Consider the following 12301-nt stretch of genomic DNA (forward strand, 5'->3'; position numbering starts at 1 on the left):
GATTAAATAATGGTCATGAGGAGAAGCAGACATGTGCTGCTTCTCTTTTATGAAAAAAGAATGATTTGATTGAAAAATGATTTATAAAGTGAGAAAATATATAGCGTTAGATATTTTGACAAGGAGGTAGTTGTAATGAAAAATAAAGTTTATACGAAGTTAGGACAGCTTCCTTATGGAATGGCTTGTGATAAGATAACAGAAGGCTGTATCGTTTTAGAGGGTGGCGCTTTCCGGGGCTTATATACAGCCGGTGTGCTGGATGCTTTGATGCAGGCCGGTATCAACTTCAGAGCGGTGATCGGTGTTTCGGCAGGTTCTATGAACGGGATCAATTATGTAGCCGGACAGATCGGCAGAAGCGGCAGAGTTAATTTAAAATACCGTCATGACAGTCGTTATGTGGGTGTTAAGGCTTTGGTCACGAATAAAGGTGTGATCGGTTTTGATTTTTTATTTGATGCGATCGATAACGAAGAACCTTTGAATAAAGAAAGATTTTTTAGTAATGAGAGAAGATTTGTAGCAGTGGCGACGAATTGTTTGAATGGACAGCCGGAATATTTTGAAAAGAATAAATGTGATATCTTTCGTGCAGTGAAGGCTTCTTCAAGTCTGCCATATGTATCAAAAATGGTTGAAATTGAAGGGATTCCTTATCTTGATGGTGGCTGCAGCGATAAGATCCCTTATCAGTGGGCCATCGATCAGGGATATGAAAAGATCGTTGTTGTCAGGACAAGAGAAGCTTCTTATAGAAAACAAAGCGATCATGATAAGCTTGAAACGATTGCCCAGAAGTTTTATCATGGTTATCCTGAATTTGCGTATGCGTTAGGTAAAAGTGATGAAAGCTATAATGCCCAGTGTGATGAACTTGACCGCTTGGAAAAAGAGAAAAGAGTCTTTGTCATTGCACCTTCTTTTCCGGTTGAAATCAAAAGATTGGAGAGAAATATGGAAAAGCTGGGTGAATTATATTGGAAGGGATATGAGGATGGCGGTTCGCAGATCATTGCCTTATGGGATTATTTACATTCCTTAAAGTGAGAGATTCGTTTCATTTTATGATATAATGGTCATAGAGGAGAGAATATGATTTATGTAATGAGCGATCTGCATGGCTGCTATCAGGAATATCTGAAAGCGTTAAAAGCTATTGATTTTCAAGATGATGATCAGTTGTTCGTGTTGGGTGATGTCGTAGATAGAGGAAAAGAACCTGTGAAGCTTTTACAGGATATGATGATGCGCAGCAATGTTTTTCCCATCATCGGCAATCATGATTTTATGGCATTGAGTGTATTGAGAAAATTTTGTGTTGAAATTACTGATGAGAATGTAGAAACGCAATTGGATGAGGAAGATATGGAAAATTTGTATCACTGGTACAATGATGGCGGCCGGGTGACATTGGAACAATTTCGTAGGCTTTCCAGGGAGGAACAACAGGATCTGTTAGATTATTTAGAAGAATTCAGCTTGCTGGAGGAAGTAAGTGCCAATGGAAAGAAATTTGTTTTGGTACATGCCGGTCTGCATCCGTTTTTGCCTGATAAACCTTTAGAAGATTATCGGCTGGAGGAGGTCATCTTTAAATCTCCGAATTATGACTTTGTTTATTATGCGGATAAGTATCTTGTAAGCGGACATAAACCGACAGTGTCGATAGATAAGAGGAAAAAGGGCCAGATTATTGAAAAAAATCATCATATAGCGATTGACTGCGGATGTGTTTTTGGGATGAATTTAGGTGTCTATTGTTTGGATACAGGTGAAAAATGGTATATTGAAAAGAATAAATAGGAGGGAATCATGTTAGAATTCAGATATGATACACAGCTTCTTATAGAAGGTAAGAATTTAAATGAAGATGAGATCAATGATTATTTCAGAACTCATTTCAAGGGTGACTGTTTATTGGCAGTAGGGGATGATGAATTGATCAAGATTCATTTTCATACGAATGAACCATGGGATGTTTTGAAATATTGCTCGACACTTGGTGAAATTTATGATGTTGTAGTAGAGGACATGGATCGTCAATCCAGAGGTCTGAAAGGTTAAGATCATCTTAGGATGATATGGGGTTTTAGCTCAGCTGGGAGAGCGCTACGCTGGCAGCGTAGAGGTCAGGGGTTCGAGCCCCCTAAGCTCCACCATGTAATAAAAAAACGCCTAAATATAGGCGTTTTTTTAATCTTAAAATAAATTATGCCCTATTTATGCCCTTTCTGGTATATGTAGAATAAATTGTGAAGATAGAAAATTTATGTTACTATATGGATATCAGGAGGAAATATATGGAAAGAGATGTATTGAATCAAGTTATTGATAAAACCAAAGCATTGATGGAAGTACCTACTTGCTGTGCTGAATTGAAGGAAGCGGCAAAGGAATGGCTGGATGCAGTCGGTACGAATGATGAAGATAGACAAACAGAACGATACCTTCGTGAATTAAAAGAGGATATCATGCCAATTGACCAGCTGATCGCTTTCGCAGGCTCAGAGGATGGTAAAAAGTATTTCGGTGAAGAAAAGGCTGCAGAGATCGTTGGACACAGCAATACGATCAAGCAGCAGGGAGCTGCTTATTGTGACTGTCCGGCATGCATGCTTGTTGAAGAACTTATACATCTGCTAAGTTAGTACCTGAGCTTTTATCTATTCAATATGTGCATAGATGATAATGTAAAATAAGTATTTTACATGAAAAGAAATCTTCGTTATACTGGATGATATCCAAGATGATCAGGAGGGTTTTATGAAAAACAGTGTTAAAAATATTACATTAACAGCCATGTTCTTGGCTTTGGGAATGGTATTGCCTTTCTTTACCGGTCAGATTCCGCAGATCGGCAATATGCTGCTTCCGATGCATTTACCTGTATTTCTATGTGCATTGATATGTGGATGGCAATATGGTGCGCTGATGGCTTTTATTTTGCCGTTGTTACGTTCTTTAGTATTTGGTATGCCGCCGTTTTATCCTACGGCATTGGCAATGGCCTTTGAATTAGCGACTTATGCATTCGTAACAGGTTATTTATATGAAAAATCACCTTGGCAATGTATAAAGGCTTTATATCGCTGCATGATCTGTGCCATGTTAGCCGGAAGGGTTGTTTGGGGCATTGTCCAGATGTTCCTTTTAGGTATCAATGGAGGTATGCTGACATTTGAAGTATTTATCAGCAGTACGCTTTTAAATTCGATACCGGGAATCATCATGCAGCTGGTATTGATACCGGCCGTCATGGTAGCACTTGATCGTACGAAGGTTTTACCTTTCAAACATTCTTCGATGCAGGTTGAAAATTAGTTATGATAGAGAAGAATTCTCAAGCAGGTCTTGAGAATTTTTTTGTTGATATATATACAATAAACGTATGATAAGATATTAAATATAGGTATTAGACATTGAAATGATACACTTTTATAATATTTACAGGCAGGAGGTAATGATATGAAGAAATTGCTTTCTTATTTTATGTTATGGATGGCTTTTTCACTTGTTGCTTGCAGCGTTGATGTTTCTAATGCCGATGAGCCTTCACCATCAGGCGTGGTTACAACAAATGAAGAAGCAGTTTCTGATGAAAAGGAGGATTTGAAGGAAATGGATAACAAGGTACGTAAGATCTCTGTACAATTTGGAGATCATGTGATTATTTATGAATTGAATGAGAGTGAGGCAGCTGTTTCTCTATATGAACAATTGCCATTGACGATTGAATCGGAAAATTTTAGTACGAATGAGAAGATCTTTTATCCGCCAAAGAGCCTGAATCTTACAGATGGCATCAAGGCTAATGGAGGCTCAGGTGTTCTGGCATATTATGAGCCTTGGGGAGATGTTGTCATGTTCTATAGTGATTTTAATCAAAACTCATCATTATATGAATTGGGACATGTAGTTTCGGGCGAGGAATTGATTCAAGAGATTTCCGGTACGATTACGATCGATATCATGGATTGAAGGAGGTGCTTTATGATGTCTGAGAGCTTAGTGGCTTATTTTTCTGCAACCAATACCACAAAAAGAATTGCGCAAAGGCTTGCCGGTTTGATGGATGCCGATATATATGAAATTTGTCCGCAAGTGCCTTATCGCAGAGAAGATCTGAATTGGATGGATAAAACAAGCAGAAGTACATTGGAGATGAAGGATCCATCCTCGCGTCCAAAGATCATTGATCAGAAAATAAATCTTAATAAATATTCAACGATTTATTTGGGATTTCCTATCTGGTGGTATACGGCACCGGCCATTATTCGAACCTTTTTAGAAAGTTATGATTTTAATGGGAAAACGATCATAGTGTTTGCGACCTCAGGAGGCAGCGGTTTAGGGAATACAGTGAATGAGCTGTCAAATCTGGCAAAGGGCGCGTCATTTATAGAGGGCGGCATTCTTCAAGAAAATGCTGGTGATGAGCAATTAAAGCATTGGATCGAAGAGATAGATAGAAGGAGATGACATGAAAAAATTACGTTATTTAAGCTGGATTTTGATCATAATCGTGTTGATGGGAGGATGTTCATCGAAGCAGCAGGCTGATGAGGATGATTTGATGCAGAATGAAGCTGTTGAGGAAGAAATTGAAGATGATGAAGAAGGTCAGGACGAGATGAGCATTGTTTATATGAGTGAAGAGATCAGTGCTGACAGCCTGATTGCTGTTTATGATGCGCTTGATGCACAGATTGAAGGAAATGTGGCCGTTAAGCTTTCTACGGGGGAGCCGGGAAGCAATTATCTGCGTACTGATCTCATCGGTGAATTGATACAGTCCTTTGATCATCCAACCATCGTAGAATGTAATACGGCTTATGGCGGACAAAGAGCGAATACAGCCATGCATTATCAAGTGGCAGAAGATCATGGTTATACGTCAATAGCAGATGTGGATATCATGGATGAGGAAGGGTCCATGACCTTACCGGTTTATGGAGGTACACGTTTAAGTGAAAATTATGTCGGTTCTCATTTTGAAAAATATGATTATTATGTAGTGCTGTCACATTTTAAAGGACATTCTATGGCGGGATATGGAGGCGCTATCAAAAATATTTCGATCGGTATCGCTTCCTCTGAAGGGAAAGCCCATATACACAGCGGAGGAACAGGCGGTAGTATGTGGAGCGGTGATCAGTATGCATTTTTAGAGTCTATGGCTGAAGCCGGCAAGTCCGTTGTTGATTATTTAGATGGGAATATATTATATATCAACGTCATGAATCGTCTTTCAGTAGACTGTGATTGTGATTCTAGTCCGGCAGAGCCGGATATGCATGATATCGGCATTCTTGCATCTTTTGATCCGGTAGCCTTGGATCAGGCTTGTATCGACCTTGTATATTCTGCAGCGGATGGGGCTTCATTGGTACAGCGCATCGAGTCCCGCAATGGATTACATACATTGGAACATGCTCAAGAGATCGGGCTTGGAAGCAGAACCTATCAATTGGTCAATATTGATGAATAGTTGGAGATAGTGAAGTGAATTTAAGACGAGAGTTAATTTATATCTGGTATTATTTCAGTGTTCAATTCGAACAGATCTTTGTTTATTGGGTCGTTGGCATGATGATCGGTTCTGCGATTTCGGTATTTGCCAAGGATCATATTCATCATGCCCTGATATATTTGCAGAAGAAGCATTTCGGTATCTTTGGTATTTTTGTGGCTGCTTTTCTGGGTATTGCTTCTCCTTTATGTATGTATGGTACCATTCCGATTGCCGCATCATTTTCAAAAGAGGGTATGAAGGATGACTGGCTGGCTTCTTTTATGATGTCCTCGATCCTGTTGAATCCCCAGCTGATCATTTATAGTGCTGCCTTGGGACAAGAAGTTTTGATCATACGTATCGCTTCTTGTCTGTTATGTGGTATCACAGCGGGATTATTGGTTCATTTTATTTATAAGGAACCATCATTTTTTAATTTTAATAGCTTTGATGAACCTGTAAATAAAGATACTGATGATAATTTAGTACTGCGTTATTTAAAAAATTTAGGACGTAATATCAAGGCCACCGGGGTGTATTTTTTCCTTGGTATCTTGCTTTCAGCTCTTTTTCAGCGCTATGTGCCTGCTGATGTGATGACTGCTCTTTTTGGTGGTGATGAAGCCTTGGGTGTCTTGATGGCAGCGACCATAGGTGTTCCGTTGTATGCCTGTGGCGGAGGAACGATTCCTCTGCTTCAACAGTGGCTGTGGGAAGGAATGAGCCTTGGCAGTGCCGCTTCATTCATGCTTACAGGTCCTTCGACAAAGCTCACAAATCTGGGGGCATTGAAGATCGTGTTGGGTTTGCGCCGTTTTTGTTTATATCTTGTTTATGTCATGGTTTTTTCTTTCATGACAGGTATGCTTATTAATTTAATCTTATAGAAGCAGTTGAAAAAACTGCTTTTTTATATGCGGACTATTTTTTTCTTGTGATTTATGTTATCCTTAAATTACTATTGATTCATTTTGCTCGATGATAATTTTTATGTCGTACATTATATGAAAAGGAGTGAAATGATGAAAGTGATGCTTTATATCTATGTTTTTATCTTTTGTGCCTGTATAGGCAGTTTTGCTAATGTGTTGATTTATCGTTTGCCTAAAGGAGAAAATTTTATAATAGGACGTTCTTATTGTCCTAAATGTCATCATACTTTAAAAATGAGTGAGATGATTCCGATATTCAGCTGGATATTATTAAAAGGGAGATGTCGCTGGTGCCGTCAGAAGATTTCAATCGCTTATTTCATTATTGAAGTAATAAGTGTGGGAATCGGATATTTTTGTTTTTCATATCATGGCTTTGGGTCAGGATTTTTTATCAGCTTTTTTATTTGTGAGCTGCTGCTTGTTGTAAGTGTGATCGACTTGATTACGATGACGATACCGGACAGTTTAAATATCATTCTGGGTTTTTTAGCGATCATCGCATATGGTCTTCATCCGGATATATCTTTGATTGAGCGTCTGATAGGCATGAGCGTTATATCGCTTCTGATGATTGTCTTAAATTTGTTTGTAATGGATTCTTTTGGCGGTGGAGATATCAAGCTGATGATTGCGGCAGGGTTTTTTTTAGGATGGCAAAAAACGCTTGTTGCCGGGGTGTTGGGGATCATGAGTGCTTCTGTTTATGCAAGTTATCTGTTAGCTAAAAAGAAAGCGAATCGCAAGACTCATATTCCTTTTGGGCCTTTTTTATCTTTGGGAATCATGATCAGCTTTTTTTATGGATGGCAGTTTATTGATATGTATTTGATGCTTGTGAAAGTTTGATACAAAGTTGTTGGGGGATATTGAATCATCTGAGTTAAAAATGTAAATCTGCTGTGTTATAATGATTGAGCAAAGAGGGGGGTGAGATCATGGCAAGGATTCATTCTTTTGAAAGCTTTGGAACGGTAGATGGTCCGGGAGTTCGCTTTGTAGTCTTTATGCAGGGCTGTCCTTTAAGATGTAAATACTGTCATAATCCGGATACGTGGAATTTTCATGGCGGAGAGGAGTACAGTGTCGAAGAGGTTCTTCAAGAGATCATGAAATATAAAAATTATATTCATGACGGCGGGGTAACCTTGAGCGGCGGAGAGCCTTTGATGCAGATTGATTTTGCAATCGAATTGTTCAAAAAGCTAAAAGAAAAAGGAATTCATACTTGTATGGATACGAGCGGTATTACCTTTGACCGTAAGGATACTTCTAAATTTGATGAGCTGTTAGAGGTATGTGATCTGTTTTTATTGGATATCAAGCATATTGATACAAAAAAGCATTTAGATCTGACCGGAATGCCTGCTGATCGTCCACAGGATTTTGCCCGTTATCTCGATGAAAAGCATAAGCCTGTCTGGATCCGTCATGTTCTTGTAAACGGTTACACGAATAATGAAGAAGATCTAAGAAGGACAAGAGCTTTTCTTGATACGCTGCATAATGTAGAGAAGGTAGAAGTGCTTCCTTATCATACGATGGGCGTTGTGAAATATGAAAAGATGGGGATTGAATATCCACTAAAAGGTGTAGAGGTATGTACGGCAGATGAAATTCAAAAAGCAAAGGAGATATTAGGCGTATGCTGAATAATGAGAATTTTAAGGAAGTCTTGAAAGAAAGCAGATTTGCGGTCACGCTTATCAGCGGCGAGGGCTGTGCAAATTGCGTCAGCATGCTTCCGATGGTTTTAAAATTAAAAGAACGGGAAGATATGGATGTCTTCATCGTTGAAGTTGGTCCTTCAAATTATGAGATCAATGAGCATTATGATATCAAGGTCGTACCGACGATCCTGCTGACAAGCTTTGGAGAAGCGGTATCTAAAATTACAGGCTATCAGCCTGAGGAAATCTTTGAGCTTTATATCGATGCAAAACTGGATGAAATTAATAAAAAGGGAAATGAAAAATAAGAGTTTTAGAGATGACTTGAAAAATGGTTTATGATACAATACATGCGTTAATGAAAGAGAGGTATTTATGCATAAAGGCTGGGAAGGTTTTGAATTAGGTAAATGGAGCAAGGAAATCGATGTCCGTGACTTCATTCAACGAAATTATACGCCTTATGAAGGTGATGACAGTTTCTTAGCACCTGCTACGGAAGCTACTAAAAAATTATGGGAGCAGGTATCTGAGCTTAATAAAAAGGAGAGGGAAGCCGGTGGCGTTCTGGATGCTGATACTAAGATAGTATCTTCATTGACCTCACATGCAGCCGGATATCTGAATAAGGATCTGGAAAAAATTGTCGGTTTCCAGACAGATAAGCCTTTTAAACGCTCATTACAGCCATTCGGTGGTATTCGAATGAGCGAAAGTGCTTTGAAAGCCTATGGCTATGAGCTTGATCCGGAAATCAAGGAAATCTTTACGAAATATCGTAAGACACATAATCAGGGTGTTTTTGATGTTTATACACCGGAAATGCGTCGTGCAAGAAGTTGTGCGATCCTGACCGGTCTTCCGGATGCATATGGACGCGGACGTATCGTTGGGGATTACCGCCGTGTTGCTTTATATGGCGTTGATTTTTTGATCAAGGATAAAGAAACATTGCATAAAGAAATTCTTTTGGGCAGCATGACAGAGGAAAGGATCCGTGAACGTGAAGAAGTGGCTGAACAGATTCGTGCTTTGTATGCCTTAAAGGAAATGGCTCAGATCTATGGCTGTGATATTTCTGAACCTGCAGTAACTGCACAGGAAGCAGTACAGGCAGTTTATTTTGGTTATTTAGCTGCTGTTAAAGATCAGAATGGAGCGGCTATGTCTTTGGGACGTACATCTACATTCCTTGATATTTATATTCAAAGAGATCTGGATAAAGGAATCATTACTGAAGAAGAGGCTCAGGAATTGATCGATCACTTTGTCATGAAGCTTCGTCTGGTGAAATTTATGAGAACGCCGGAATATAATGAATTGTTCTCAGGAGATCCTACATGGGTTACTGAATCTATCGGCGGTATGGGACTTGACGGAAGAACTTTGGTTACCAAGAATTCTTTCAGGTTCCTTCATACATTGGTAAATCTTGGACCGGCACCGGAACCGAACCTGACGGTTTTATGGTCAACAAGACTGCCTAAGAATTTCAAACGCTTCTGCGCAAAGATCTCTATTGAAACAAGCTCGATCCAGTATGAGAATGATGATCTGATGCGTGTTGAAATGGGTGATGATTATTGTATTGCCTGCTGTGTATCCTGCATGAAGGTAGGAAAGGATATGCAGTTTTTCGGAGCCCGTGCCAATTTAGCAAAATGTCTGTTGTATGCTATCAACGGTGGTATGGATGAAGTGAAGAAGATCCAGGTATCACCAAGAATGGATCCGATCACTTCAGAATATTTAGATTATGATGAAGTTATGGCGAAATATAATCAGATGCTGGAATGGCTTGCCGGACTTTATGTCAATACATTGAATGTCATTCATTATATGCATGATAAATATTGTTATGAAGCATTGGAAATGGCACTGCATGATCATGATGTAAGACGTTTCTTCGCAACAGGTGTAGCGGGATTATCCGTTGCGGCTGATTCTCTTTCCGCAATCAAATATGCGAAGGTAAAAGCAATTCGTGATGAAGATGGTGTTGTGGTTGATTATGAGGTTGAAGGTGATTTCCCTAAATTCGGAAACAATGATGATCGTGTTGACCAGATTGCTGCTGATCTTGTTAAGAACTTTATGAATAAGATCAGAGAACATCGCACATATCGCAATGGCGTTCCTTCGATGAGCATCCTGACCATTACATCAAATGTCGTTTATGGAAAGAAAACAGGAAATACACCGGATGGAAGAAAGGCCGGAGAACCATTTGCACCGGGTGCGAATCCAATGCACGGAAGAGATACGCATGGTGCGGTGGCTTCACTGGAATCAGTTGCGAAACTGCCATATGAATATTCAAGAGATGGTATTTCAAATACGTTCTCAATCGTACCAAATGCATTAGGAAAAGACGAATAAGAAGGAGGAAAAGAAAATGTCTGATAGAATTGATAACTTAGTAACGATGATCGATGGCTATGCCCAGAGTGGCGGACATCACTTGAATGTGAATGTATTCAACAGAGAAACACTGTTAGATGCACAGGCACATCCTGAAAAATATCCTCAGCTGACGATTCGTGTCAGCGGATATGCTGTTAATTTCAATAAGCTTACAAAAGAACAGCAGGATGATGTAATTCGCAGAACCATGCATGAATCAATGTAATTGAATCTTTGGATGACTGTATTGAGGCAGTCATCTTTTTTTGTGGTATCTTGAAAACTTAAAATGAGTATGATAAGATGATAAAAAATTATTCAGGAGAAGTCATATGAAGCTATTAGAGGATATTATTTTAGAAAAAGGGGAGATTCTTGAAGGAAATATATTAAAGGTCGATTCTTTTATGAATCATCAAATCGATCCTCTTTTAATGGAAAAACTCGGTAATGAATTTGCGGAGCATTTTAAAAATAAAAAAATCACAAAGGTATTGACCGTTGAATCAAGTGGGATTGCTCCGGCCTTGATGTGTGCATATAAGCTTCAGGTACCTTTAGTTTTTTTAAAGAAAACACAGCCTTCAACGATGCGCCATCCGCTGATCTCTGAGGTCTTTTCTTATACTAAAAACAAAGCCTATACGCTTTGCATGGAGAAACAGTTTTTAAATAATGATGACCATGTGTTATTCATTGATGATTTTCTGGCAAACGGTGAAGCCTTTCGAGGTGTTGAGGATATCGTGAATCAGAGTGGTGCAAAGCTTGAAGGAGTCGGTATCGTCATAGAAAAATCATTTCAGAAGGGTCATGAATATATTCTCAGACAAGGCTATGATCTTTATTCATTGGCAGAAATCAAAGCCTTTGATCATGGAAAAATTGTCTTCTAAACAAATAAGGTACTATGTACGAAGCTAAGAAATCGTAATAGTACCTTTTTATATATTTAAATGTCTTAATACCATCCAAATAAAGAACTTCCTGTATCAAATGTACGGATTTGATCCATATCTTCAGATGACAATTCAAAATCAAAAATATCGATATTTTCTTTCATCCGATCTTTATGTGCCGATTTAGGAATCACTGCTACTTTGTTTTGTACAAGATAACGCAAAGCAACCTGTGCAGCTGATTTATGATATTTTGCACCAATCTCTATCAATAATGCCTCTTTAAATATATCTTTACGTCCTTCAGTAAAAGATCCCCATGCCTGCATCTGTGTTCCATGCTGAGCCATGACAGCTTTTAAATCAAATTGAGGATAATAAATATGTGATTCCACCTGATTGACGGCCGGAAGGATATTGCAGTGCTGAATAAAGCTTTCATATTTTGCGATATTGAAATTAGAAATGCCGATGGCCCTTACCTTACCGTTTTGACTTGCCTTTTGAAATGCCTGATACATTTCTAAAGCATTTTCATATGGTTCATGGATCAGCAGCAGATCGATATAGTCTGTCTTTAAATTGATCAATGATCGTTCGATCCCTTTTTTTGCTTTTGAATAACTTGCCCATGGCTGGTGAAGTTTCGTTGTGATAAACAATTCCTTGCGATCGATGCCACTTTCCTTTATGGCTTCACCAACGATATCTTCATTATCATACATTTGGGCAGTATCGATCAAACGGTAACCAACCTCTAAAGCCTCCAAGATACATGCTTTTCCCTTTTTACCACGGATATCCCATGTGCCAAAGCCTACCATCGGCATCCGGACACCATTATTAAGTCGTAAATATTCCATAACTACCTCCACAAATACC

At 38.9% G+C, this 12301-nt stretch carries 14 protein-coding genes, 1 tRNA gene and 1 pseudogene; 15 read left to right on the plus strand and 1 reads right to left on the minus strand.

All coding sequences use genetic code 11. From position 1 onward, the window contains the following. Positions 1-135 precede the first annotated feature (135 nt). The 15 genes and pseudogenes from ACZYT3_RS10015 to ACZYT3_RS10085 all read left to right on the plus strand — a co-directional run bounded on the left by ACZYT3_RS10015 (position 136) and on the right by ACZYT3_RS10085 (position 11416). Positions 136-1050, plus strand: a complete 915-nt coding sequence (locus ACZYT3_RS10015) for a patatin-like phospholipase family protein (RefSeq protein WP_464088549.1) — start codon at positions 136-138, stop codon at positions 1048-1050. Positions 1051-1095: 45 nt separating this feature from the next. Continuing rightward, positions 1096-1806: a metallophosphoesterase gene (locus ACZYT3_RS10020; protein WP_464088550.1), complete on the plus strand. Its 711-nt coding sequence runs from the start codon at positions 1096-1098 to the stop codon at positions 1804-1806. Positions 1807-1815: 9 nt separating this feature from the next. Then, positions 1816-2067, plus strand: a complete 252-nt coding sequence (locus ACZYT3_RS10025; protein WP_464088551.1) for a kinase to dihydroxyacetone kinase — start codon at positions 1816-1818, stop codon at positions 2065-2067. A 19-nt stretch (positions 2068-2086) separates the two neighbouring features. Continuing rightward, positions 2087-2162: transfer RNA gene (locus ACZYT3_RS10030), tRNA-Ala, on the plus strand. Between the two features lie 141 nt (positions 2163-2303). Then, on the plus strand, positions 2304-2651 hold the full coding sequence (locus ACZYT3_RS10035) for a molecular chaperone Hsp90 (protein ID WP_464088552.1): 348 nt from the start codon (positions 2304-2306) through the stop codon (positions 2649-2651). A gap of 115 nt (positions 2652-2766) precedes the next feature. Then, positions 2767-3324, plus strand: coding sequence for an ECF transporter S component (locus tag ACZYT3_RS10040; RefSeq protein WP_464088553.1), 558 nt, complete (start codon positions 2767-2769; stop codon positions 3322-3324). A gap of 144 nt (positions 3325-3468) precedes the next feature. Beyond that, complete coding sequence (locus ACZYT3_RS10045; protein WP_464088554.1) at positions 3469-3981, plus strand: cyclophilin-like fold protein; 513 nt, start codon at positions 3469-3471, stop codon at positions 3979-3981. A gap of 12 nt (positions 3982-3993) precedes the next feature. Then, entirely contained in the window at positions 3994-4482 is a 489-nt protein-coding gene (locus tag ACZYT3_RS10050; RefSeq protein ID WP_464088555.1) for a flavodoxin, read from the plus strand. Position 4483: 1 nt separating this feature from the next. Beyond that, positions 4484-5491: a DUF362 domain-containing protein gene (locus ACZYT3_RS10055; RefSeq protein WP_464088556.1), complete on the plus strand. Its 1008-nt coding sequence runs from the start codon at positions 4484-4486 to the stop codon at positions 5489-5491. Positions 5492-5505: 14 nt separating this feature from the next. Continuing rightward, a complete protein-coding gene (locus ACZYT3_RS10060; RefSeq protein WP_464088557.1) occupies positions 5506-6402 on the plus strand; it encodes a permease in 897 nt (298 codons plus the stop codon). Between the two features lie 135 nt (positions 6403-6537). After that, positions 6538-7296 carry a prepilin peptidase gene (locus tag ACZYT3_RS10065; RefSeq protein WP_464088558.1) on the plus strand — a complete coding sequence of 253 codons (759 nt, stop codon included), beginning with the start codon at positions 6538-6540 and terminating at the stop codon, positions 7294-7296. 89 nt (positions 7297-7385) lie between these two features. Next, positions 7386-8099 (plus strand): pyruvate formate-lyase-activating protein, encoded by a 714-nt coding sequence (gene pflA / locus ACZYT3_RS10070; RefSeq protein ID WP_464088559.1) that lies wholly within the window; start codon positions 7386-7388, stop codon positions 8097-8099. Continuing rightward, positions 8093-8425, plus strand: coding sequence for a thioredoxin family protein (locus tag ACZYT3_RS10075; protein WP_464088560.1), 333 nt, complete (start codon positions 8093-8095; stop codon positions 8423-8425). The genes pflA and ACZYT3_RS10075 overlap by 7 nt, the downstream gene beginning before the upstream one ends. A gap of 67 nt (positions 8426-8492) precedes the next feature. Further along, positions 8493-10746, plus strand: a pseudogene (gene pflB, locus ACZYT3_RS10080) (formate C-acetyltransferase). Positions 10747-10852: 106 nt separating this feature from the next. Continuing rightward, positions 10853-11416, plus strand: coding sequence for a xanthine phosphoribosyltransferase (locus ACZYT3_RS10085; RefSeq protein WP_464088561.1), 564 nt, complete (start codon positions 10853-10855; stop codon positions 11414-11416). 65 nt (positions 11417-11481) lie between these two features. On the opposite strand, the gene ACZYT3_RS10090 is transcribed toward ACZYT3_RS10085, so the two are convergent. After that, positions 11482-12282, minus strand: coding sequence for an aldo/keto reductase (locus ACZYT3_RS10090; protein ID WP_464088562.1), 801 nt, complete (start codon positions 12280-12282; stop codon positions 11482-11484). Positions 12283-12301: the final 19 nt, after the last annotated feature.

The organism is Traorella sp. mt218 (genome assembly GCF_055420025.1).

Excerpts from the sequence above, each read along its gene's own strand:
- ACZYT3_RS10015 (WP_464088549.1), top strand. The coding sequence starts at position 136 with ATGAAAAATAAAGTTTATACGAAGTTAGGACAGCTTCCTTATGGAATG.
- ACZYT3_RS10020 (WP_464088550.1), top strand. The coding sequence starts at position 1,096 with ATGATTTATGTAATGAGCGATCTGCATGGCTGCTATCAGGAATATCTG.
- ACZYT3_RS10025 (WP_464088551.1), top strand. The coding sequence starts at position 1,816 with ATGTTAGAATTCAGATATGATACACAGCTTCTTATAGAAGGTAAGAAT.
- ACZYT3_RS10035 (WP_464088552.1), top strand. The coding sequence starts at position 2,304 with ATGGAAAGAGATGTATTGAATCAAGTTATTGATAAAACCAAAGCATTG.
- ACZYT3_RS10040 (WP_464088553.1), top strand. The coding sequence starts at position 2,767 with ATGAAAAACAGTGTTAAAAATATTACATTAACAGCCATGTTCTTGGCT.
- ACZYT3_RS10045 (WP_464088554.1), top strand. The coding sequence starts at position 3,469 with ATGAAGAAATTGCTTTCTTATTTTATGTTATGGATGGCTTTTTCACTT.
- ACZYT3_RS10050 (WP_464088555.1), top strand. The coding sequence starts at position 3,994 with ATGATGTCTGAGAGCTTAGTGGCTTATTTTTCTGCAACCAATACCACA.
- ACZYT3_RS10055 (WP_464088556.1), top strand. The coding sequence starts at position 4,484 with ATGAAAAAATTACGTTATTTAAGCTGGATTTTGATCATAATCGTGTTG.
- ACZYT3_RS10065 (WP_464088558.1), top strand. The coding sequence starts at position 6,538 with ATGAAAGTGATGCTTTATATCTATGTTTTTATCTTTTGTGCCTGTATA.
- pflA (WP_464088559.1), top strand. The coding sequence starts at position 7,386 with ATGGCAAGGATTCATTCTTTTGAAAGCTTTGGAACGGTAGATGGTCCG.
- ACZYT3_RS10075 (WP_464088560.1), top strand. The coding sequence starts at position 8,093 with ATGCTGAATAATGAGAATTTTAAGGAAGTCTTGAAAGAAAGCAGATTT.
- ACZYT3_RS10085 (WP_464088561.1), top strand. The coding sequence starts at position 10,853 with ATGAAGCTATTAGAGGATATTATTTTAGAAAAAGGGGAGATTCTTGAA.
- ACZYT3_RS10090 (WP_464088562.1), bottom strand. The coding sequence starts at position 12,282 with ATGGAATATTTACGACTTAATAATGGTGTCCGGATGCCGATGGTAGGC.